Origin of the sequence: Streptomyces sp. NPDC001985, from assembly GCF_040296845.1 — a bacterium.
Classification (GTDB): Bacteria; Actinomycetota; Actinomycetes; order Streptomycetales; family Streptomycetaceae; genus Streptomyces.
Map to the genome: position 1 here is coordinate 1 of NZ_JBEOYB010000080.1, position 22,727 is coordinate 22,727.

Consider the following 22,727-nt stretch of genomic DNA (forward strand, 5'->3'; position numbering starts at 1 on the left):
CTGCGCGCCGTCAGCTTCGCCTGCTTCAGCGCGCGCTTGGCCTCCCCGTACGTCAGCGGTCTGCGCCGGGCCCGCTTGGAGCGCCCTGGCCCGGACACCCCTCTGTACACCCAGGTCCATAGACTCCGATCGCGCCCGGCCCGCGCGTGAGCCTCGTGGCCCGCCTGCCACGCTGGCAGTGCCGGGCGTTGCTTCCCTCTCCCATCAACAATGCCCGATGGCAGAGATACCGGCAGCTGACCATCGGGTGGTTCAACAACAGGTGCGCGACACCACCGTTCCACCCGGGCCGGTCCTGGGAATGGGGCGAGTCGAACGGCATCTGCATGGACCTCCGCTCTCCTCTGCCCGTCCACGGCTACGTGTCACCCGCCGCGGCGGCCGCTCCGCGGGAACTCGCCGGCACGGGAACCGTGGCGCTGCCCCGAGCGGGCACATGGGAGCACGCGGACCAGCTTGCCGCCGCCCTGGGTCGGTCAGAAGCCTGCCTAGCCCTGAGTGGGCGCGTGCGCGCGAGCCGGCACGTGCAGGGGGTCACGACGGTCCCCTCTCCCGCCGATCTGCACAGCGCTCTGACCAGCGCGCTCAACCATCGGTGAGAACCCCAGCCACCAACCTTCGCTGAGAACCGCTCAGCCGTCGCTGCCAGGGGTCAATCCTCAAAGCAGAGATCCCATCCGCAGGCTCATTCGACGTGTTCGAAGCCCACGCCCCGGCCGCCGCCGGGCCGTTGGCGGCGCACCCCCGTCCGCGGTGGTTGAACAGCCCGTCCGGGTCCTGCTCGATGCTGAACGCGTCGATCCGGCCCGTGGCGCTGTTGTGGGCGAGGAACTGCCACCGCTGCTGCCCCTGCACCGCGGTCGGGGTGAGGACGGCGGTGAACCGGCCCCCGGTGAGGTTCCGTATCAGGTCCAGTTCCTGCGTGGGCTCGAAGAACGCCTTCCCGTCCATGTCGGCCGGACCCAGGCTGTCCTTCTCCGACGCGGGCAGCGTCTTGTGCCGGCTGCGCTTGAACCGCACCTCCGCCACCTGCTTCAGCCGCCCCCCGACCAGCAGGAACCGGTCGCACAACAGCGTCCCGTCCACCACCGGCGCAGGGGTGGTGCCCGTCTTCACCACATCCGCCCGGCCCCTGTCCCTCGTCGAGCCCATACCGTCGGCGAGGGTGAGCACCGCGTCCACATGACCCGCGTCGATCGACTGCCGCAGCACCACCATATGCGAGCCGTCCGAGACCACCTGGAACGGAGCGCCGGGTGCGTGTAGACGCGGTCGCTGTAGATCTTCACCAGACTCTGATCAGCCGTGGTCATGGGCCATCCGTCCTCGGACAGGCCGCCCCTGTACCAGGGGCGGGGCGGGCGGGAGGAGCATGTGCCGGGTGGGAGAGGCCAGTCGCCCCATGGGCGGCGGAGACGCGGTCACGACAGGCCCGGCACAGCAGACCACAGCCCTGCCCCACCGAATAGCGAACAGAACACCAAAGCCGGTCGAACGCTCAGGGAATGGCGCATACCTCATCACTTCATCGGACAAGCACCGCCACCCGCCCGCACCAGCGGCTCCGCCCGGTCACGCCCGCCGCCGGGCCGCGCCTTCACCACACCTCCGTCAACCACGGCGACACGCGGCCGGCTCCACCCCGGCGGCCGTCCGCACATGGCGCTCAACAGCGCCGTCGAGCCCCCGGCGCTGCGAGCGGGAATGGCCTAGCGGTCACGGAGCGTGCTGCCCCCGACATGCCGGTGCCGGCTCGCCCAGCCGGCCGCGGCTGTCAGCAGGGCGGCCGGTAGGGGAGTCCGGGGATGAAGCGCCGCCATTCCGAGGAGGTCAGGGGCGGGTGGGAGACTCGGCAGACGCGTGCGGCAACTGTGTGTGGGTCGGTGTTCCACAGGTGCACGGTCCAGTCGTTGCTGCCGGTGGCCAGCAGGTGACCCCGGGGGGAGAAGGCGACGGTGCTGATGTCGCCGGTGTGGCCGTTGAGGGTGGCCAGTGCTTGGGGGCGGTGCGGGTCCGTGGTGTCCCAGAGGCGGGTGGTGCGGTCGGTGCTGACGGTGGCCAGCGTGCGACCGTCGGGGCTGAAGACGGCCGCGTGGACGCTGTTGGTGTGTGCGGTCAGTGCTGTCCGAGCCTGTGGGCGCCGGGGGTTCGTGAGGTCCCAGATGCGGGTGGTGCTGTCGTTACCGGCGGTTGTCAGGGTGCGGCCGTCGGGGTGGAAGCTGACGGACTTCACGTCACCCGCGTGCCCGGCCATGACCGACAGGCGGCGGGGGTTGCGGGGCTCGCTGAGGTTCCACAAGGCCGCGGTGCGGTGGCGGCCGCCGGTGGCGAGCAGGCGTCCGCGGGGACTGAAGGACAGGGCCTCGTTGGGCCCGTCGCCGTGCAGGGTGCGGAGCAGACGGGGGTGGGCGGGCTCCGCCGTTGACCACAGGCGCACGGTGCCGTCGAGGCTGCCGCTCGCGAGGAGATTTCCGTCCGGACTGAAGGACACCGCGCTGACGGCGGCGGTGTGTCCACGCAGTACGGCCAGGGGTCGGTGTGGCCTGGTGGTGGACCAGAGGCGGACGGTGCGGTCGAGGCCGGCGCTGGCCAGGACCGTCCCGGAGGGGTGGTAGGTGACGGAGTTGACCGCGGCGGTGTGCCCGGTCAGGACGGCGGGCGGGCGGGACGGATTGTCGGGGTCCCACAGCCGCACGGTGCGGTCGTAGCTGCCGCTGGCCATGTGCCGGCCGCTGGGCGCGAAGGCCACCGAGTACACGGAGCTGCGGTGGCCCGCGAAGGCCGGGCCCGGCAGGTCCCAGAGGCGTACGGCCTGGTCCTGGCCACCGGTGAGGAGTGTGCGACCGTTCGCCGCGAAGGTGACCGTCTCGATGATCCCGGTGTGGCCCTCGAACGTGGTCACCCTCGCCGGGTGCCGGGGGTCGGCCAGATCCCACAGCCGGACGTGGCGGCTGACACCGGTGGTGGCGAGCGTGCGGCCGTCCGGGCTGAAGGCGAGGGCCTTCACGGTGTCGCTGTCGCCCCGCACGGTGGCCGACCAGCGGGCCCGGCCGGACCCGGTGATCTGCCACAGCCGTACGCCGCGGTCGGTATGACCCGTGGCGAGCAGGCGACGGTCGGGGCTGAAGGCCACGGTCACCGCGGGATGGGCTGTCACCCGCCCCGAAGGGTTCCGGCCGGCCGGGGTGGCGGGGTCCCGCAGATGTACGCCGTCGGCTCCGGCGGTGGCCAGGGCGTGGCCGTCCGGGCCGAAGGCGACCGCGTGCGTGGCCGGCCCGTGCCCGGCCGGCGGCAGAAGGAGGCGAGGCCGCCGCGAGTCGCCGAGGGACCACAGCCTGAGCGAGGGGCCGGCGTCGGGGCTCGCGGCGGCCAGCAGCCGACCGTCGGGGCTGAAGGAGAGTGAGCGCACCGCGCCTTCAGCGCGGCCGGGCAGCTCGACGGGCCCGCGAAGCCGACGGGTCTCGCCGATGGTCCACAGCCGTACTCTTCCGTCCTGTCCGCCCGCTGCCACCGTGCGGTTGTCCGGGCTGAAGGCGGTGGCGTGGACGGGTACGGCGCCGGGACCGCGGCGGGCGGGCACGTTCACCTCGTGCGAGCGGTGCGGGCGCGAGATGTTCCACACCCGCAGTCCTTCGCCGTCGCCCACCGCGAGCAGAGCGCCGTCCGGGCTGCCGCTCACGGTGTGCGCCGCCCCGCCGCGCACGGGGAGCCGGGTCGCATAGGGGTGAAAGAACATACTCAGCAGACTGCCCCTGGCCTCTGTCGTGGGATGAAGGCGGTAGGCGGCGAGGCTCAGCTGCGTCGCGAGGGCCGGGTTGCTCCGGCGCAGCCCGGTGGCCGTCTCCGCGACGCGCTGGGAGGTGGCGATGTCGCGCTGGCGCTCGGCCCGTCGCTCCGCGCGCACGGCGTACCCGGAGACCACCGCCGTCACCACCAGCAGGGCGCTGACCAGGGCGAGCAGTTGCAGCAGGCGTCGGCTGCGGCGTCTGGCGGCTGCGGCCTCGGTGGCCTCGGCCGCCTCGGACGCCCGAACGAAGTCTCCCTCCGCCGGTGCCAGAGCGGTCCCGTGACGTCTCGCCCAGTCGCGTGCCAGGGCGAGACGTACGCCGCGATACAGAGCGCCGGGGTCCCGGTCCAGGGAGAGCCACACGCCGGTGTCCTCGGTGAGTTGACGGTGTACGCGCAGGGCATCGCGGTCCTCGGTCAGCCAGCCGTGCAACCGCGGCCAGCAGCGGATGATCGCTTCGTGGGCGATCTCGACGGTGCTCCCGTCCAGGACGACGAGCCGAGCGGCGGCGAGGCGCCCCAGGACGACGTCCACGTCCGCGTCCCCGGAATCCAGTTCGGTGCGTGTGACGCGCCGTCTGGTGTCCTCGGTGCCCTCACCGAGTGCCGTCAACCGCAGGAAGACGTGCTTGGTGAGGAGCCGCTGGCGGGCCGTCAGCTCCCCGTACACCGACTCCGCGGTGTGAGCCAGCGCGCCGTCGAATCCCCCGGCCTGCTGGAAGCCGGCATGGGTCAGGGTATGGCCGCGGCGGCGCCGCCAGGTTTCCAGCAGGACGTGCGAGAGAAGCGGCAGTGCTCCCGTGCGTCCGGATGCCTGGGCGATCAGTTCGGCCAGGAGTCCGTGCTCCACGGCGCACTGGGCGCCGACGGCGGGCCGGACGATGGCCTCGCGCAGTTCCTCCGTCGTCATGGGGCCCACCGCGATCTGGGCATCACGCAGCGCCTCCACCAGCCGAGGGAAGCGGGTGCAGTGAGCGTAGAAGTCCGCGCGTACGCTCAGCACCACCCGGCAGCGGCTGCCGTGTGCCTGTGCCGCGGTGACCAGACTCCGCACGAAGAGGGAGCGCTCGCCCTGGTCCTGACACAGCGTGAAGACCTCTTCGAACTGATCCACGACGAGCAGGCACTCGGTTTCAGGCGGGCCGTCGGCCACCAACCGGCGCACCGCACGGTGCAGCGCCCTCTCATCGGACCGCAGGTCCGCGAGCAGCTCGCCGTCCCGGCAGGGGTGGCCGGCCGAGGCGAGTGCGATGGCGCACTCCTCGACAGGATGCTCCCCGGGTGTGAACAGCACACTCGGCCGGTGCGGACCCCCGGCGCGCCAGCGCGCCAGCACTCCTGCCCTGACCAGCGAGGACTTTCCGGACCCGGATGCTCCGAAGACCGCGAGAAAGTGACTGGTCTCCAGCCGCCGCATCAGCTCCTCCGCCAGGCGGCCGCGGCCGTGGAACAGATCGGCGTCCTGCGGCTGAAAGGCGGCCAGGCCCACGTAGGGCGGCCTGCCCTCCTCAGGGCGGTCCGGTTCGGCCGGTTGTCCGCCGGCGGCGGCGAGGGCGGCGGCCGCCGCGTGCCAACGCCTCTCCCACAGCGCGGGGTCTCCGCCGCACGCCCGGACGTAGGCCAACGTCACCGCCAGACTGGGCAGTCTGCGGCCCCCGGCCGCCTCCGAGAGGGTCGCCGCGGAGTAGTGCGCGCGTCGGGCCAGTTCCCGGTACGGCGGTGTCCCGGCCTGAAGGCGCAGCGCCCGCAGCCCGGCGGCCAGCGCCAGCGCTGGGCTCTCTCCCTCGTCCAGCGGACGTTCACCCCGTGGCATGAGCACCCCTTGGCCATCGCGCGCCGTCGTACACGAACAAGCGGTTCATGAGGCACTCATAGCGGATCGCCGCTGATCCCTGTGAGGGCCGGCGGATCTGTGCACCACCCGGGGTATCCGTACGGCGCCGGGTTGACGACTCGTCCGCGGCGGACAGCGCGTCCGGCCCCTCGCGGTCACCCGCGGGGCCGGGGCGAGACACCTCGCCCCCCATGTCCACCCGTGTCCGAGAACGGCGCGGCGCCGGTTCCAGGAGGGCCGCGCCGGATGGGTGCGGCGGCATCCGCGTTGTTCAGTGTTTGTTGTTCGGCGCCGTCATCACCGGCGCCTGACAACCGCACCTGCGTAGAAACAGGGTGTGCGGCCCGCCTCCGGCCACGTTCCCTCCGCCATCGGACGGAGCGCCCGGAGAACCGGGCCGCGGCACAACCCCCGCACCGCCCGATCGCGTGTTCCCGTCGCCACAGGGGAGCGACGGGAACACGCAAGGAAGCACCTCGGAACACCGATGGGAGATCCCGTGAAGATGAAACTGGCCACCGGCCTCGCGGCTTTCACCGCAATCGCCGCGACCCTGACCCCGACCACCACCGCCGCCGCCACGCAGCCCGGACCGACGGGCGGGTCTTCGGCGATCACTGCGGGCGGCGCATCCGGCGCCTCCCGCAGCGCCTCGGACTTCATGTCCCAGTCGCGGAGCCTGGGACTGACGGCTGTCCAGGCCAGGGCTCTTCAGGCCGAGGCCGATGCCAACGTGTCCCGGACGGGGGGCACCCAGGTGGCGCCCAACAAGATCGACCTCGGCGGGGCGACCATGACTCTCGCCGTCCCCGGTGAGAAGTACGCCCGCGATCTGACACAGCCCGGGTCCGCCCGCGCGGCCGCCTCCTGCGGCTATGGCCACATGTGCGCGTACAAGGAAAGGAACTACGTGGGAAACACCATCGACATGGTCCGCTGCGCCGACTACCGGATTCCGTGGGTCACGCGCGGCTCGTGGATCAACAACCAGACCACGGGCACACGGGCGAGGTTCAAGAGCAGTGACGGCGTGGTCCGCTGGACGTCGCCGGGCGCCTACAGCGTCGACCCCAACGCGGACTGGAGCTGGGTCCACTGGGTCCGCAACTGCTGACCGGCCCGACCGGCCGTCGCGGGAATCGCGCCGCGGTCTCCCGGCCTGTTCCCCGCGGCAGGCGAGAGGCCCGGCCGTGAACCCGGCCGCCATCTGCTTCCCGCGCGGCCACTGACCGGACCCCGGGGCCCGGCCCCCGCCCTCATCGGCGGGAGCCGGGCCTCTCCCGTGTCCCGGGCCGGACGGTGGGGGAGCCGAATCCCCGCGCCGCATGGGAACCGTTCCGGCTGCACACGCTGCGACACGTGCGACAGCGGCCCCACCCGACGACACCCGGGCGGAGCCCGTATCGCCGATCGCGGCCATGGCCCGCACCCCGGTCCCGCTCGAAGGGCGGACGCGCGAACAGTTCCGCGATGCTCCGACGCAGCGCTCCCTGATCCTTCGGACGCTTACTGTGCGGCGCCTTGGAATTGGGGTACAACGCGAAGAGGACCTTCCACCAGTCATACGCGGCACTCTCCTTCGAGGCCGACGCCGCAGCGGTCACGTCAGCCACCAGCCGGACGGCAACGGCATCGAGTTCCGCATCCGCGACCCCGGACGGGCTCTGGCATCCGGCGTGCACGGCAACAGCCCAGGCCCCCGCGCGCTGAAGCGGATGCCCGGTCGCCACCAGCGCACGCGTCCTCGCCGCGGCAGCGCTCACCGGACCCACCCGAATCCCCGCACCGCGTCCAGCCCCAGCCCCCGGGAACGGAGAGCGGGGTTCTTGCTGTAGGGAGGAGAGGGCGTCCCCGGCGGCCAGGCCGCGGGTCACTCCGCTCTTCGGGGCCAGCAGAGCATCATCTGGTCGGCGACGGTACGGAGCGCGTCGCGCCCCGCGCCTGAGGCGGCCTGGACGGCGAGGCCCTGGACGACGGTGACCAGGAGCCGCCCGAGGGTCACGGGATCGGCGCCGGGCGGCAGGCCGTCGGTGCCGGGGAAGGACCGGAGGCGGTCGGCCAGGATCTGGACTCCGTCTTCCCGGAGGCCGGTCAGATACCTCTGCACCGAGGCCGAGCGGGGGTTCACGGCGAGTGCGCTCTGCACGATCAGGCAGCCGTGCGGGGTGTGGTCGCCGGCGACGGCCTCCACGGCGGAGTACAGGAAGGTGCGGGCCAGTGCCTCGGCCGTCCGCTGGCCGAGGGCGACCCGCAGGTAGTCACCCGGGCCGGCCATGTAGCGTCCGACGGCCTTGCGGAAGAGGGTCTCCTTGTCCCCGAACGCCGCGTAGACGCTGGGGGCGCTCATCCCCATCGCCGTCGTGAGGTCGGACATCGCGGTGCCCTCGTAGCCCTGGGCCCAGAAGGTCAGCATGGCGGCGTTCAGCGCCGCCTCGGGATCGTAGCCGCGAGGTCGGCCACCCGGCATGGGCCTTCCCTCCTTCCCTCGCCCGCAGGGCGACTCGGCTACCCGTTCGAAGCGGTTTCACTCGCAGCCTACTGGGGCCGGGTTGACATGTCGCGACGGGTGCGAAATGGTTTACTAGCGATCGTTAGGAAACTTCTGCTCGACACCACTGCTCGGCAACGAGGAGAGTCATGAGCCTGATCGATCCCTGCGCGACGGACCCCCGGTACACCAAGCGGAGCGCGATCCGCGTGCCCGCCGGGGAAGGTGAGACCTCCTGGGTGTTCGCCGACACCTACACCCTCAAGGTCGGCGCCCGGGAGACCAACGGGTCGCTGACGTTCCTGGAGGCCACGGTGCCGCCCGGGGGCGGACCCGGACCGCACGTCCACAACGATCACGACGAGGCGTTCTACGTGATCTCCGGGGAGCTGGAGTTCCTCAACGGCGACGAGACCGTGACCGCCGGTGCCGGGGGATTCTTCTTCGTCCCGCGCGGCACGCGGCACCGCTTCCGCAACCGTGGTCACCACGCAGTCAAGATGATCTTCTTCTTCACCCCGGGCGGGATCGAGGAACTCCTCCTCGCCAGTGCCACGCCGGCCGAGCCGGGGGTGGCCCCGCCGATCCGGGACGCCAGCATCGCGCAGCCGCCGACGGAGCTGATGGAACGCTATGCCACGGAGCTGCTGCCCGACCCCAGCTAGGGCAGGACCCGGAAGGGTCCGCGGTGGGCTCGGCGGCGTCCGTCGCAGAGGGTCTCCCGGGACCCTCGGATCCTGGGCCCGGCCCGCCGGTACTGACCGGGTCGGACACCGCTCCTTTGTGTCGGTCCTCTCGGCCGAGGGGGAACCGTCGGACCTTCCCCGCCCGTACGACCCCGATGGCTCGCACCGGCTCGACACGGCCGCCGACCTGGTCCTGCGGACCCGGAGCATCGCCACCCCGGAGCAGTTCGACCGCTTCCGCACCCAGATGATCCTGTGGTTCTTCAGCTATCTGTATGAGCCGCTCACCCGGCAGCGGGGCAACGGACCGACCCTGCCCGGCTACCGGGTCAACCGCCTGCACAACATCGCCTCACTCCCCTATGTCACCCTCGCGGAGATCGTCACCCACTGCCCGGTGTCCGCCGGGGAACGGGCCCGCCCCAGCCTGCGCCGGCTGTCCACCCTGGCCGCCTACCAGATGGCCTGGTGCAACGACATCCACTCCGCGACCCGCGAGGCGCACGTCGGGCGCCCGGTGGCGAACCTCCCCTCGCTGCTCCGCACCGAGAAGGGCCTGACCGGCGAGGAGGCCACCGAGAAGGCGGTGCGCACCCACGACAGCACCATGCGGGCGTTCCTCCGCCTGGAGGCCCGGACACGCCCCCACGCGTCCCCGGGCACGCATGCCTGCCTGGATGTCCTGCGGATCTGGATGCGCGGCCACTACGACTGGTGCCGGGAGACGGTGCGCTACCAGGTCCCCGGAACCCCCGGCACGGACCAGGGCGGACAGGCTCAGGGCAGTGGGACGGGCCACGGCAAGGGGGCGGCGGCATGACGGTGTCCCCGCCCCCCGACCGGGGTATGACGGTGTCCCCGCCTCCCGGCCGCCGCTACGACCGGCTGCGCGACATCCTCGCACTGGACCCGGAGACGGAGTACGAGCGGATCTGGCGGCTGATCACCGCCTATGAGTTCCCGTGGGACTTCTGGCAGTCCGCCTCGCTCGCTTTCTTCCGCACCTTCGGCATCCCGTCCATCGCGACCCTGCTCCACCGCACCGGGGAGATCTGCCACCACACCCAGAAGAGGGCCGACGACACCCTCCTCATCCTCTTCGAGATCGGCCGTCTCGGTCTGGAGACCGACGAGGGACGCGCCTATCTGCGGCGGATGAACCGGATGCACCACCGCTACACCATCGGCAACGGCGACCACCTCTACATCATCGCCCTGTATGTCACCGTTCCGGCGCAATGGATCGACCGCTTCGGCTGGCGCCCCCTCACCGGCCACGAGAAGGACGCCCTCGCCGCGTACGGGCGACGGCTCGCCCACGTGATGGGCGTCACCGATGTCCCCGGGACCTTCGGCGCGTTCGGCGCCTTCGCCCGGTCCTACGAGGAGGAGCACTTCGCCGCCACCCAGAGCAGCCGCCGGCTGGCCGCGGCATCCGTGGACATCGCCGCCGACATGCTCCCCGCCCCTCTCCGCCGCCCCTTGCGGAGCACGGTGCGCCGGCTCTCCCTGGCCCTGCTCGACGAGCGGATCCTGGACGCCACGGGCCTGCCCCGCCCCACCCCGCGCGACCGGCGGCTCGCGACAGCAGTCCTCCGGCTGCGCGGCCGCCTCCTCCGCCGGCTCCCGCCCCGTCCGGACCACCGTCCCCACCGGCTCGCCCTCGCCACCTACCCCCAGGGACACCGGCTCGCCGATGTCGGCCCCGATTGGATGCGTTCCCCCCGGAACGGGAGTACCCGCCCCATGGACTGAAGCGCCACCGCACAGGGCTTGACCGGGGCTCCGCCCCACGAGACCGATCCCCAGCGCGCAAGGGTGCTCCCAGCCTGTCCTGCCCAGGTCAGGCGGGGTCCTTGCCGTCCGCGTCCCCGGCGCGCACCGGTTCAGCGTGCCAGGAATGCCAACACGATTCGGTTGACCTCCTCGGCATGTGTCCACAGCAACCCGTGCGGCGCGCCCGCGACCTCTGCGCAGGACACCCGTGGCAGGAGTCCGCGCAACTGCCTCGCGGTCGCGTCGATCGGCAGGAACAGGTCGCGGGTGCCGTGGACGATCAGCACCGGCACGTCGATCGCGGCGATGTCGGCGCGGAAGTCGGTGATCCAGGTCGGGATCACCGCCGCGCAGGCCCGCGGAGAGGCGGCGGCGGCCATCTCCCGGAGCCTGGCCCGGGTCCTGGGGTCGGGCGGCACGGCGGGGTGCTCGTCGCCGTCGAGCAGGATGTGGCACAGCTCCGCGAGGTACGCGTGCCGGTCCTGGCGGGCCCTGGCGATCAGTGCGTCGAAGTACGACAGCTGGACGCCGTACGGTGTCCGGTCGGTCCGCAGGAGGAACGGGGGCAGTGCGGCCACGAAGACCGCCTTCGCCACCCGCGCCGAGCCGTGGGTGCCCAGGTAGCGCGCGATCTCGCCCGTGCCCGTCGCATGGCCGACCAGAACGGCTTCGGTCAGGTCCAGGCGGACCAGGACGGAGTCGAGGTCGGCCGCGAAGGTGTCGTAGTCGTAGCCGTCCACCGGGTGCGAGGAGCGTCCGAAGCCCCGGCGGTCGTAGGTGATCACCCGGTAGCCGGCGGCCAGCAGCGCCGGGACCTGCCTGTCCCAGCTGCGGCCGTCGAGCGGGTAGCCGTGGATCAGGACCGCGAGCTGTCCTCTCCCTTGGTTCTCGTAGCAGAGGTCGACCACGGCGCTGTTCGCATGGCTGATCGTGATGTAGGGCATGGCGATCCCTCGGGCAGAGGTCCAGTCGTACGGGAACGGGAACGGGAACGGGAACGGGAACGAGAGCGAGAGCGGGAATGGGTACGGGTGCGCGCAGGGGCCCCCGCCGCGCGTCCAGCTTGTCCGTCCCCCGGCGGGGGTGACATCGGTCATCCGACTGCGATCGGCCCGGATGCGCCGAGCGGACCCGGGGGCCAGGGACTCCACTGGTGCGAGGCCGGGCACAGCCGGGCACCCTGGCCAGTGCGGCCGGGGCGGCTCACCGCACCCGGGCGGAAGCCGGCGGCGGGCGCCGCCGGGCGAGAAGGAGGACAAGGGTGATGAACGGCAGCGGGTCGTGGAGCCGGGGATCGCAGATCGTCGGCCGGATCCAGGACGTGCGGCGGGTGTGCGAGTTCTTCGGGACCGGGTCCGGCCACAGCCGGGGGCTGCACGTGGTCGGGGAGGCCGGCGTCGGCAAGACGACGCTGCTCGACGCGGTGGCCGACGCGGTGGCTCAGGCCGGTACGCGGGTGCTGTGCGCCGACGGCGTGGAGTTCGAGGCGGACATCCCGTTCGCCGGGCTGCACCAGATCCTGACGCCCGTCCTGGACGAAGCCGAGCGGCTGCCGTCCGCGTACCGAGAAGCCCTCTCGGTCGCCCTCGGCTTCAGCACCGGCCCGGCACCGGACCGGCTGCTGCTGGTCAACTCCACCCTGGCCCTGCTGCGGCAGGCCACCGCCGCGGCGCCGCTGCTCCTGATCGTTGATGACCTGCCGTGGCTGGACCGGGCCAGCGCCGTGGTCCTCGGGGTCCTCTCCCGCCGCCTCCACGGCAGCCGGGTCTCCTTCCTCTCCAGCTCGCGGACCGGTCTGGCGAGCGTCTTCGACCACGGCGGCCTCGCGGAGTACGAACTGGGGCCACTGGACGACGACTCGGCGCACCTGTTGCTCGCCGCCCGCGACCCGGCCATGGCGGCCAGGGTCAGGGCGCGGGTGGTCGCCGAGTCCCGCGGCAACCCGCTGGCCCTGCTGGAGCTGTCGGCGGAGCTGACGGGAGCACAGCGGGCCGCGAAGGAGGAGCTGCCGGAGCTGCTGCCGCTGGGCGAGCGGCTGCGGCATCTGTTCGCCGGACGCGTCGGCGCCCTGCCGGAGGCCGGTCGCCGCGTGCTGCTGCTCGCCGCCCTGGACGGCACCGGCGATCTCGCTGTCCTGCGCTCCGCCGCCGGGCAGGACGCGTCCGCGCTGTCCGCGCTGACCGCCGTCGAGCACGCCCGTCTCGTACGGATCGACTCCGCCACGCGACGTCTGACGTTCCGGCACCCGCTCATCCGCTCCGCGGCCGTCGAGACCGCCACCCTGCCCGAACGCCACGCCGCCCACCAGGCCCTGGCCTCCGCGGTGGCGGACCGGCCCGAACGCCTGGCCTGGCATCTGGCCGAAGCCGCGATCGCGCCGGACGAGGAGGTGGCGCGGCTGCTTCAGGACGCCGGGCACGCGGCGGTACGGCGCGGCGACGCGGCCGGCGCCGTCCGCTGCCTCGTCCGCGCCGCCGATCTGAGCCCGGACACCGGCGACCGCGGACGACGGCTGGCCGAGGCCGCGTACCTCGGGGCCGAGGCGAACGGGGACGTCGCCCACGCCTCGGAGCTGCTGCGCAGGTCGCAGAGCGCGGATGCCGGAGGCAGCGGCGCCCTGCACGCCGCCGCGGCTGCGGTGTACATCCTGGTGAACACCGAGGCCGATCTCACCACCGCGCACCGGCTGCTGACCGGCGCGATCGAGGCGGCAGGACCCGCCTACGACGCCGGCGACCCCGCTCTGATCGACGCGCTGCACACCCTCCAACTGGTCTGCTGGTGGAGCGGCCGGGCCGAGCTGTGGGCCCCGTTCACCGACATCGTGGGCCGGCTGACCCCCGCTCCGCCGCCGGTGCTGGCGCTGGCCGCGCGGACGTTCCCCGACCCGGCGCGCACCGGCGCCCAGGCCCTGGCCGGCCTCGACGGGGTCCGCGAGCTCCTGCGCCGTACCCCGGACCCGACCGTGCTCGTACGCGGCGCGACGGCGACCGTCTACCTCGACCGGGTCGGCGAGCTGAAGGACCGGCTGTGGGCACTGGTGAGATCCGGCCGCCAGGGCGCCGGCCCGGTGCGCCGCCATCTCGGTGCCCTGATGCACCTGTGCATGGAGGACTTCCTGAGCGGCGCGTGGGAGGAGGGACAGCAACTGGTCACCGAGGGGGCGGCGCTCTGCGAGACCGGGTACCCCTTCTTCTCGTGGTACTTCCAGTACAACCAGGTGCTGCTGCACGGCGCGCGCGGCGAGACGGAGGCCGGTGACGCCCTCGCCGGCCGGATGCTGAGCTGGGCCGCGCGCCGCGGCGTCGGCGGGGCGGCGGCCTTCGCCCACCAGGCGCGTACGCTGGTCTGCCTGGGCGGCGGCGACTACGCGGCCGCCTACCGCCACGCGACCGCGCTCACCCCGGCCGGGACCCTGGCCCCCTACAGGGCGCACGCGCTGTGGGGCGCGTACGACCTGGTCGAGGCAGCGGTTCACACGGGCCGCGACACCGAGGCCGCCGCTCACGTACGAGCGCTGCGGGAGCTGGGGATCGACCGGCTGTCCGACCGTTACGCGATGCTCGTGTCGGGTGCGGCCGGCCTGTGCGCACCGGACGACGAGGCGATCGCCCACTTCCGGCAGGCGCTGGCGGCGCCGGGCGCGGACCGCTGGGCGTTCGAAGCGGCCCGGATCCGGCTGGCGTTCGGAGAGCGGTTACGGCGTACGGGGGCGAAGGGCGAGGCGCGCGAACCACTGGCCATCGCCGCGGACGCCTTCGACCGGCTCGGCGCCGTTCCCTGGGCGGAGCGGGCCCGCAAGGAGCTGCGCGCGGCCGGCCGGCCGGCCCGGCCACAGGCCGCCCGGTCGCTGCTCACCCCGCAGGAGCTGGAGATCGCGCGACTGGCGGCGTCCGGCCTGACCAACAAGCAGATCGGCGAGCGCCTCCATCTGTCCCACCGGACCGTCGGCGCCCATCTGTACCAGGTCTACCCGAAACTCGGGATCACCACGCGGGCCGCCCTGCGCGATGCGCTGACCGCACTGGCCATCGGCGGGTAGCACTCCGCGCGGGGCGGCCCTCGGTCACGTCAGGAAGTCGGGCGTCTTCACGACACCGGCGGAGACCTGCGCGACGAAGAAGTCGGTGTAGTGTGCGGCCGTTCCGCCGTGCCGTGCCAGGACGTCGGTGACCGCCACCCGCTCCGGGGAGGTGTAGTCCGGGGTCCACTCGGAGACCACCGCGGCCCAGTTGATCGGCCTGGCGCCGGCCATCGAGAGCCGTGTCTTGGCGTCCTCGTGCGCCTCCGGGCTGACGCCCGCGGAGCAGTCGGTCACGAAGTACACCTCGTACCCGGCCTTCAGCGCGCCCAGGACGGCCTGCGCGAGACAGACGTCGGTGGACAGGCCCGCCATCACCAGCTTCCGGCGCCCGGTGGCCTCGACCGCCGCGCGCAGCCCGGGGTCCGACCAGGAGTTCGTGGAGACCCGGTCGATGGGCTCGACGTCCGGGAAGACCTCGGCGAGTTCCTTGAAGATCGGGTCGACCAGCGGGCCGCCCCTCGCTCCGACCGTGGTGAGGACGGTGGGCACGCCGAGGATGCGGGCGGCCTTGGCCAGCGCGGTCACATTGCTGATCAGCTCGGTCTGCGAGCGCGGTGTGGTCATCAGCGCGACGGCCGGCTGGTGGTCGATGAGGACGACCGCGCAGTTCTCGATGGTGAGTTCGTTCTGATTCTCGGACACGAGTGTCTTCTCTTCGGTGGGGCCGTGGCGGGTCTGTCGTGCCTTCAGTCTCCAGAACGGGCCTTTCGGCCACATCCGTCAGCCGACCGCCGATCGAACGCGAGGCGCAGCTCAGTCGTTTGACTGCCCACGCGCTGCTCCCCGGAGCGGTGGGCTGCGCGGACGTAGACTCGCCGGCCCATGCTGACCAGGTCGGTGGCGTGGCGGGGACCCGGAGCCCTGTGCCGGGGCGGAGACCGCCTTCACCGGCTGACGGCACCCTTTCGAGGAGGGTACGGAAAGAGCCCCTGCGGGCCGACCGGTGAGACGTCGGACGACGTTGGTGACGCGGTTCTCGGCCCCCGCGGTGATGGCCTGGTCCCTATCGGCCGGCATCGCCGCGAAGCTTCCCGGCGCAGCTGGAGTCCGCCCAGACGATGGCGATCTCGGGGTGCGTCAGGTGCGGCCGGAGCACTGGTCCCCAGCCCCACCGTTCTGGCGTCGAGGCGCGCTCTGTCGCGCACCGGGGCGGGGGGCACGGGCACGCCGCCCAGGTGGACCGGCTCGTCTCGCTGATCGCCCCGGCGTCAGGACCGGAGCCCGCATCCTGAGGGTGGATCTGCCGCTGCTCCGGGCAGGAGCCTGGCATGGTGCGCCGGCATGAACTGACCAATGCCTCGCTGTCGAAGGCGGCCTCCGCCGTCCCGGGCCATCCGGCGATCGCAGATCGATGAGCCCTCAGGGCTGTCCGCATACCCTTGACCCTCACTTCTGGGGGTCAAGGGGTCGCAGGTGGTATCGGAGAAATCCGGTACCGCCTTTCCGCTGTTCCTGGGGACCACTCCTCGCGGGCGGGCGCCGGGTGGCGCATGGCGCATGCCCCGGTCCGCCGCCGCCTCGCCGGGGCTCCGGGGGCAGCTTCGCCCCCCGCCCCCCGCCCCGCGCACCGCGTGCCGGGAACCGGTGGTTCACCGTCGGTTCCGGAGTTCCCTGTCCAGGAATCGGGTGATCGTGCCCATCACCTTCTGGGTGGTCCACTTCTTTCCGGCCTCGGGATCACCGAGGAAGGCCAGGTCGCCATGGTCGGCTCCCTTGATGACATAGCGCGTGCCCGGCACCCGCTTCGCCTTGAGGGCGTCGAGAAGGATCAGTGACTGACTGGGCGAGATGATGCGGTCGCTGTCGCCGTGAAGCAGAACGAAGGGTGCCGACGACCGGCTGAGGTAGGTGGCGGGGTTGGCCGCCCGGTTCGCGGCGCGGTCCGTCAGAACCGTCCTGTTCGAGTTCGGCCCGAAGACGTAGGCGTTGATGGAGCTGTTGGGCGCCATGTACAGGGCCCTGGTCTCCGCGTCGAAGTCGTCGGCGGTCCTGGCGAGGTCATGGGTGCCGAACTGGTCGACAACGGCCTGGACGTCGCTGCTCCGGTCGAGGTTGTCGCCCTGTTCGAACTGCTCCCTGCCGTTGGTCGCGCCGGTCATGGCCGCCAGATAGCCGCCGGCCGACTGGCCCCAGACCGCCACCCTGCCGGTGTCGATTCCCAGCTCGTCCGCGTGGGCGCGCAGATAGCGGATCGCCGACTTCACATCCGCGACGCCGTCCCGGTAGGTGGAGCCGGTCCTGGTGGTGCGGTACTCGATACTGGCCACGGCGTAACCCTGTTCGGCCACATAGGTGCGCTGGTTGAGGTTGTTCGTCTTGTCCGCCATCTGGAACCCGCCGCCGGTGATGTAGACCACCAGGGGCTTCGGGCCCTTCGTCCGCGGGATCTGCAGATCCAGCCGCAGGTCGTGCCGCACGCCGCCGACGACGGGTGACGCGTACACGATGTCCTGACGCATGGTCACCTGTTCTTTCCCGCAGCGGATCTGTGGTCCGTCCGGAACGATGACCGTGCTGGATCGCGTACTGGTCGGCTTCACCGTCTTCGCGATCGGAACGCTGCCTCCGGGTGGCCCGCCGGGGGCGGGGGGCTTCGGGCAGTCGGCCGTCCTGGTCACGGCCGCGATCTCCAGGGTCTCGGTGGATGTCACGGGTCCGGCGGACGAGCAGGCCGTCACGCCCAGGCCGAGAAGTGTGATCCCGGCGATCATGCCTAACCCGCGATGCGCGGCAGCCATAGCAGCCCCTTCAGTAAGTGGAGAAGGTATCTCCAGTTATTGACCGTAGCACCGCCGGGTCCGGAGTGCCAGCAACTCCGCCCCGGAGGCGCGGCGTTGAAGGGGTGTCGCCCGGGGAGCGCTCCGCCGCACCGGTCCGGGATCTCGTCACAGCGGGGGGCGTCGGGGACCGGACGGGATCAACGGGACTATCCTGTGCCGCATGACGGAGAGTTCCCGGCAGAGCGATCCGATGGAGGGCGGTCGCCCCCTGCGCCGAGACGCCGCCCTCAACCGCGAGCGCATCCTCCACGCGGCACGCGAGGTCTTCGGCCAGCAGGGGCTGGGCGTCACGCTCGACGGCGTGGCCCGCCACGCGGGAGTCGGCGTCGGGACCGTCTATCGCCGCTTCCCCACCAAGGAAGCCCTGATCCAGGCCCTGTTCGCCCAGGACCTCCGGATACGCCAGGAGGCGGCCGACAGGGCCCTCGCCCACCCCGACGCCTGGCAGGGTCTCGTCGACTTCCTGGTGGAGATGGCGGCCGACCTCGCCGAGAACCGTGGCCTGTACGAAGTGCTCATGCTGGGCGCGCACACCTCCGCCCCCATCGACTCGGCGCGCGACGGCATGCTGCCCCTGCTCCAGGCCCTGATCCGCCGGGCCCGGGAGAGCGGGGATCTCCGTCCCGAGGTGACTCCCGCCGACATCCCCGTCATCCAGCACATGGTCCACGCCGCCGCCCAGTTCACCAGCGGCCAGCAGCCGGACACCTGGCGGCGCTACCTCGAAATCCTCCTCAACGGTCTTCGCCGGCGCCCCGGCGATCCTCCACTGGCGACCCCGAGTCTCAGCGACGAGATGGTGGAACAGGCGATGGGTATCAGCAGGGCCGAGTAGATGTCATCCCGGCCTGACGGCCCGGCCTGACGGCCCGACCTGACGGCACTCCCCACGGCGGGCGGCAGCGCCAGCGTGCTCCGCGTGCTCAGTGCGCGCGGCTGCGGCAGGGGCCAACCGGGGGACCGGACATCCCCGTGCCGGTTGCGGCTGGATGAGGAGGGCGGCCGGGGCGTCGGTCGCGGACCGGGTGTGGCGGAGGCATGATCCCGGGTGCCGCCCTCATCGCGTACAACCCTTGATCACCTCGGTGAGTCTCCTCGGTGTCCCCTCCGGTCACGGTGGCAGCCGTCCGGTGGGCCCCGGCCGGCGCGGCACCGCGACGGCGCCGCACTTCGCAGGAGGTCCCGTATGCTCCGACGCCAGAACGCCCGGCTCCTCATCGCGACGGCCACCGCCGCCGCCCTCACCGGCGGGCTCCTCGGTCTCACCGCGGAAACCGCCAACGCCGCCAACGCCGCACCCGCCGCACCCGGGCAGCGGCCCGGACCCGCCGGGGTCACCGACGATGTCAACGGCGACGGATTCCGGGACTACATCACCGGCGGCACCCTCCGCTCCCAGGACCATGTCCGGGGGACGGTCACCGTCACCCACGGGACCGCCAACGGCCCCGGCCGCGAGACGGCCACGTTCGACCAGAACAGCCCGGGCATCCCCGGCGAGGCGGTCAGGTTCGACCAGTTCGGCACCGGTCTCGCGACCGCGGACTTCAACAGCGACGGATACGCCGACGTCGCCGTCAGCGACCCGTCCGAGCCCGTCCCGGCTGAGCCGGCCGGCAACGCCTGGGGCATGGTCCTCATCATGTGGGGCTCCCGCTCCGGACTCGGCACCACGGCGACCGAACTGCCCTACAGGCCGTCCCCGCCCAGCTCCTACTTCGGCGGCAGCCTCGCCGCCGGGGACTTCGACGGCGACGGCAGACCCGACCTGGCCGTCACCGACCAGCACAGCGTCCACATCCAGCGGGGCGGCTTCACCCCCGAGGGCCCGGGCACCGGTAAGGTCACCCGGCACAGCCCGAACCACGACGACCTGAACACCATCGGGAGACTGGTCGCCGGGAAAGTCACCAAGGACCGGGCCACCGACCTCTACGCCCTTGGCTCCGGCCTCACGGACAATGACGCCCGTACCGCCGGCGCCTGGTTCCTGCGCGGCGGCAGCACCATCAAACCGGAGAGGAAGCCCCTGGTGTACGGAGAGTTCTCCCCGGAGTGGGGCCACTGGAACAGCGGAGTCATCGCGGACTTCGACCGGGACGGCTACGGCGACCTCGCGGTCACCGACATCGAGTACGGAAGGGGTGTCGGTGCTGTGGCGGTCCGGCGCGGCGGAGCCGGCGGACCGACCTCCACCTACCGGATCACCCCGGACACCCCCGGGATCGCCGGCCAGTCCCACGCGGGATTCGGGGCCTCGATCTCCGCCGGAGATGTCAACCGCGACGGCTACCCCGACCTCGCCGTGGGCGCTCCCGGAGCGAAGGTCAACGGCGTCGAGCGGGCGGGTGGCGTGCATGTGGTGCACGGCGGACAGCACAGGCTCTCCGGAATCCGCTCCCGGTGGTTCACCCGCGCCAGTGTCAGCGTCCCCGGAGACCCCGAGCAGTCCGACTACCTCGGCAACGCCGTCCGGCTCCTGGACATGGACCGCGACGGTGACGCCGACCTCCTCGCCTCCGGTCGGCACACGGCCAAGGGCGGTCTCCTGCTCAACGGCGGCGGAACCGGAATCACCCCGCGCTTCTCCCGCGACATCGCCCTGCACGCGGACTTCCAGCAGTAGAACCGGGGGACGGGGCTCTGGCGGCCGTCTGACCGGCCGTCCCGCGAGATGCGGACCGCCGGGCGGGGAACGGGCGGTGGATGAGGATCTGCCCGGTCCGCGCGCAGTGACGGCGGCGTCCTTCTCCGGCCGGGAGGGACGCGATCACCAGGAGCCCCCCGCGAGCCCGGGATGATCCCCGAGGGCCCGGCAGGGCGCGGACGGTGAAGGCCGCCGGCACCGTTGGCGGTCATCCGGGCGGGGAAGTGCCCGGTGGCGGGATCGCGCGGCGGTGCCGTCACCAGCGCGCCCCCTGCCATCGGACTGCCCCAAGGGGCAGCGCGGATGTCCGCACGCGGCACCATCGGACGCTGCGGGGACCGCGGGGCCCGGGGAAGATTGTTACCAGGAAGGCCGCATCCGCACATCCCTGCCGCTATGTCCGTGCCGGACCTCGTGACGATCCGTGAGCACGATGTCTCCTTCCGCCGCGCGCCCGCAGCCCTGCACGGCGCGCGTGCGGGAGTCGCGGGCCGCCGCGCATGCGAACGAGCACCCGCGCCGTGTGCTGTGCGGCGGGCTCGCGGGCCGGCGATGGTGTACGGCAGCAGCCGCTCCCACACGGCGGCCACCCGGCCGCGGAGAGAGGCGACGTCGTGATCCCCGCCGTCGTCGCCGGAGAGCCGGCCGCCCCGTTCGCCGTCAGCCGGCGCGCTCATACGGACCCCTCCTTCCGCTCGCCCCTCAGCCCCCGCCCGCCGCCCGGCCGCGCACAGTGGCTCTTGGTGCCGCGCCGGTTCATGCCCGGCTGCCCGTTCGTGCGGTCGCAGTGCCCCCGCCGGGGGCGTCCGCGCGGCCGACGAGCCGGGTCCGTCCGCGAGGCGGTCCGCTCCCGCCGGCCGGGAACTCCGGCGGGCAGGGCGGCGGGCGGGGTGGACCGCAGGGAATCCGGACGGCCCGCCGCCTCCCTCGGCGCACCGTACGATCGGGCGCTGCGACCCCTGCCGCGACGCGTGCCCCGTCCCCCTCCGCGCGGTCCGCGACGGGCGTGCGCGGCCCGAGGCCGGTGGCTCCCCGCCGGGCACACGGGCGTACCGCACACGGGCGTACCGCACACGGGCGTACCGCACACGGGCCCCAGGTGCGCCGTCGGCCCGCCGAGACTCCCCGCTCCGGTCCGCCGGCGGTGAACCGCCGTGCCCGGCCTGTGCCGGGAGGTGTGGCGCCATGGACAGCGGCCGGAATTTCCCGTACTGGATGGAGCGGGCGGCGGACCCCGGGGGCTTCCACGGAACGGCCCGGAACCGCATGGGGTCCCCAGGCCCGAAGCTCCCCCGCGCCCTGCCCCGAGGAGACCTCGTGACCCGAGAAGCCGCATTCGTGCTCGATCCCCACGGCAGCGACCGCCATGGCGAGGACGCCGCCCTCCGTGCCCGGGGCCCCCTCACCCGGGTCGACGCCCTCGGCGTGGAGGCGTGGTCGGTCACCGACCCGGCACTGCTGCGCCGGCTGCTCCTGGACCCCCGGGTCTCCAAGGACGCCCGGCGGCACTGGCCCGCCTTCCCCAAGGAGATCGCCGGGATCTGGCCGCTCGCCCTCTGGGTCGCGGTGGAGAACATGTTCACCGCCTACGGCGAGGAGCACCGACGGCTGCGCCGCACCATCGGACCGGCCTTCGCCGCCCGCCGGATCAACGCGCTGACACCGGTGATCGAGCAGCTCGTGGAGGAGCTGCTGGACGACCTCGCCGCAACCCCGCCCGGTGAGCCGGTCGATCTGCGGGAACACTTCGCCTACCCGCTCCCCATCCGGGTCATCAGCCATCTCGCCGGCCTCCCCGGACCCGTCCGGCCCCGGTTCCGCCGCACCGTCGACGTGGTCTTCTCCACCAGCCACAGCCCCGAGGAGACGACCGCGGCGGTCCGCGATCTCCACGGGCTCCTCACCGACCTCATCGCCGCCAAGCGGGCCGAGCCCGGGCCCGACCTCACCTCGGCGCTCATCGCGGCCAGGGACACGGAAGGCGACGGAGAGCCCCTGACGGAGGCCGAACTCAGGGACACCCTGCTGCTGGTGGTCAACGCCGGCTTCGAAACCACCGTCAATCTTCTGGACCACGCCATCGCCGCGCTCCTCGGCGACCCCGCGCAGCTCGCCCATGTCCGTGCGGGACGCGTGGAGTGGAAGGACGTGGTCGAGGAGTCACTCCGTCTCGAAGCCCCGCTCGCGCATCTGCCGATGCGCTTCGCCGCGGCGGACATCCCCCTCCCCGAACACGGGGTGACCATCCGGCGGGGCGAGGCCATCCTGCCCTCCTACGCCGCAGCCAACCGTCATCCGGACCTGCACGGCCCCACCGCCGACGACTTCGACACGACCCGGAGCGACAAGACCCACTTCTCCTTCGGCCACGGTGCGCACCTCTGCCTCGGAGCCGCCCTCGGCCGTCTCGAAGGCGAGATCGCCCTGCGCGCGCTCTTCGAGCGCTTCCCGGATCTCGCCCTCGCCGTGCCGCCGGACCGGCTGCGCCCCAAGCCGAGCTTCATCTCCCACGGCCACGCCGAGCTGCCCGTCGTCATCCACCCGCGGAGGACCGCCCCCGCCGGCTGACGGGGAGTGGCAGGGGGCGGCGCGGACGGGGGCCCGTACCAGTGGGCGGGAGCGCCGTGGGGCGGCGGGCCGGGGCCA

14 protein-coding genes and 1 pseudogene are annotated in these 22,727 nt (G+C 72.6%); 8 read left to right on the top strand and 7 right to left on the bottom strand.

Annotated elements, in window-relative coordinates:
- From ABT122_RS33685 to ABT122_RS28115, 3 genes and pseudogenes are all read right to left on the bottom strand, one after another.
- A pseudogene (locus ABT122_RS33685) lies at positions 1-86 on the bottom strand (YwqJ-related putative deaminase); the annotation flags it as partial.
- A 499-nt stretch (positions 87-585) separates the two neighbouring features.
- Positions 586-1,218 (bottom strand): hypothetical protein, encoded by a 633-nt coding sequence (locus ABT122_RS28110; protein WP_351557995.1) that lies wholly within the window; start codon positions 1,216-1,218, stop codon positions 586-588.
- 556 nt (positions 1,219-1,774) lie between these two features.
- Positions 1,775-5,599 carry an nSTAND1 domain-containing NTPase gene (locus ABT122_RS28115; protein ID WP_351557997.1) on the bottom strand — a complete coding sequence of 1,275 codons (3,825 nt, stop codon included), beginning with the start codon at positions 5,597-5,599 and terminating at the stop codon, positions 1,775-1,777.
- A gap of 520 nt (positions 5,600-6,119) precedes the next feature.
- On the opposite strand from ABT122_RS28115, the gene ABT122_RS28120 reads away from it, so the two are divergent.
- A complete protein-coding gene (locus tag ABT122_RS28120) occupies positions 6,120-6,734 on the top strand; it encodes a hypothetical protein (protein WP_351557999.1) in 615 nt (204 codons plus the stop codon).
- A gap of 756 nt (positions 6,735-7,490) precedes the next feature.
- Here the strand turns inward: ABT122_RS28120 and ABT122_RS28125 are convergent.
- Positions 7,491-8,087, bottom strand: coding sequence for a TetR/AcrR family transcriptional regulator (locus ABT122_RS28125; protein WP_351558000.1), 597 nt, complete (start codon positions 8,085-8,087; stop codon positions 7,491-7,493).
- A 170-nt stretch (positions 8,088-8,257) separates the two neighbouring features.
- On the opposite strand from ABT122_RS28125, the gene ABT122_RS28130 reads away from it, so the two are divergent.
- The 3 genes from ABT122_RS28130 to ABT122_RS28140 all read left to right on the top strand — a co-directional run bounded on the left by ABT122_RS28130 (position 8,258) and on the right by ABT122_RS28140 (position 10,549).
- Positions 8,258-8,773, top strand: a complete 516-nt coding sequence (locus ABT122_RS28130; RefSeq protein WP_351558002.1) for a cupin domain-containing protein — start codon at positions 8,258-8,260, stop codon at positions 8,771-8,773.
- A 118-nt stretch (positions 8,774-8,891) separates the two neighbouring features.
- Entirely contained in the window at positions 8,892-9,614 is a 723-nt protein-coding gene (locus ABT122_RS28135; protein ID WP_351558004.1) for a terpene synthase family protein, read from the top strand.
- Positions 9,611-10,549 (top strand): oxygenase MpaB family protein, encoded by a 939-nt coding sequence (locus ABT122_RS28140; RefSeq protein ID WP_351558006.1) that lies wholly within the window; start codon positions 9,611-9,613, stop codon positions 10,547-10,549. The genes ABT122_RS28135 and ABT122_RS28140 overlap by 4 nt, the downstream gene beginning before the upstream one ends.
- A gap of 131 nt (positions 10,550-10,680) precedes the next feature.
- Here the strand turns inward: ABT122_RS28140 and ABT122_RS28145 are convergent, their stop codons facing one another.
- Positions 10,681-11,514: an alpha/beta fold hydrolase gene (locus ABT122_RS28145; protein ID WP_351558008.1), complete on the bottom strand. Its 834-nt coding sequence runs from the start codon at positions 11,512-11,514 to the stop codon at positions 10,681-10,683.
- Between the two features lie 320 nt (positions 11,515-11,834).
- On the opposite strand from ABT122_RS28145, the gene ABT122_RS28150 reads away from it, so the two are divergent.
- Positions 11,835-14,612: an ATP-binding protein gene (locus ABT122_RS28150; protein ID WP_351558010.1), complete on the top strand. Its 2,778-nt coding sequence runs from the start codon at positions 11,835-11,837 to the stop codon at positions 14,610-14,612.
- Positions 14,613-14,636: 24 nt separating this feature from the next.
- Here ABT122_RS28150 and ABT122_RS28155 read toward each other — a convergent pair whose 3' ends face one another.
- The gene (locus ABT122_RS28155) at positions 14,637-15,296 is read right to left on the bottom strand and encodes an isochorismatase family protein (protein ID WP_351558012.1); all 660 of its coding nucleotides are present in this window, start codon (positions 15,294-15,296) and stop codon (positions 14,637-14,639) included.
- A gap of 947 nt (positions 15,297-16,243) precedes the next feature.
- Positions 16,244-17,392: a prolyl oligopeptidase family serine peptidase gene (locus ABT122_RS28160; protein ID WP_351558014.1), complete on the bottom strand. Its 1,149-nt coding sequence runs from the start codon at positions 17,390-17,392 to the stop codon at positions 16,244-16,246.
- 202 nt (positions 17,393-17,594) lie between these two features.
- On the opposite strand from ABT122_RS28160, the gene ABT122_RS28165 reads away from it, so the two are divergent.
- The 3 genes from ABT122_RS28165 to ABT122_RS28175 all read left to right on the top strand — a co-directional run bounded on the left by ABT122_RS28165 (position 17,595) and on the right by ABT122_RS28175 (position 22,649).
- Positions 17,595-18,269, top strand: a complete 675-nt coding sequence (locus ABT122_RS28165; protein WP_351558015.1) for a TetR/AcrR family transcriptional regulator — start codon at positions 17,595-17,597, stop codon at positions 18,267-18,269.
- 351 nt (positions 18,270-18,620) lie between these two features.
- A complete protein-coding gene (locus ABT122_RS28170) occupies positions 18,621-20,060 on the top strand; it encodes an FG-GAP and VCBS repeat-containing protein (protein WP_351558017.1) in 1,440 nt (479 codons plus the stop codon).
- A gap of 1,338 nt (positions 20,061-21,398) precedes the next feature.
- Entirely contained in the window at positions 21,399-22,649 is a 1,251-nt protein-coding gene (locus ABT122_RS28175) for a cytochrome P450 family protein (RefSeq protein ID WP_351558019.1), read from the top strand.
- Positions 22,650-22,727 lie beyond the last annotated feature (78 nt).

What these genes read in the sequence shown, in the direction of transcription:
- ABT122_RS28165 (WP_351558015.1), top strand. Translation starts at nt 17,595, where the DNA reads ATGACGGAGAGTTCCCGGCAGAGCGATCCGATGGAGGGCGGTCGCCCC.
- ABT122_RS28160 (WP_351558014.1), bottom strand. Translation starts at nt 17,392, where the DNA reads ATGGCTGCCGCGCATCGCGGGTTAGGCATGATCGCCGGGATCACACTT.
- ABT122_RS28170 (WP_351558017.1), top strand. Translation starts at nt 18,621, where the DNA reads ATGCTCCGACGCCAGAACGCCCGGCTCCTCATCGCGACGGCCACCGCC.
- ABT122_RS28115 (WP_351557997.1), bottom strand. Translation starts at nt 5,599, where the DNA reads ATGCCACGGGGTGAACGTCCGCTGGACGAGGGAGAGAGCCCAGCGCTG.
- ABT122_RS28150 (WP_351558010.1), top strand. Translation starts at nt 11,835, where the DNA reads ATGAACGGCAGCGGGTCGTGGAGCCGGGGATCGCAGATCGTCGGCCGG.
- ABT122_RS28130 (WP_351558002.1), top strand. Translation starts at nt 8,258, where the DNA reads ATGAGCCTGATCGATCCCTGCGCGACGGACCCCCGGTACACCAAGCGG.
- ABT122_RS28125 (WP_351558000.1), bottom strand. Translation starts at nt 8,087, where the DNA reads ATGCCGGGTGGCCGACCTCGCGGCTACGATCCCGAGGCGGCGCTGAAC.
- ABT122_RS28140 (WP_351558006.1), top strand. Translation starts at nt 9,611, where the DNA reads ATGACGGTGTCCCCGCCCCCCGACCGGGGTATGACGGTGTCCCCGCCT.
- ABT122_RS28110 (WP_351557995.1), bottom strand. Translation starts at nt 1,218, where the DNA reads ATGGTGGTGCTGCGGCAGTCGATCGACGCGGGTCATGTGGACGCGGTG.
- ABT122_RS28145 (WP_351558008.1), bottom strand. Translation starts at nt 11,514, where the DNA reads ATGCCCTACATCACGATCAGCCATGCGAACAGCGCCGTGGTCGACCTC.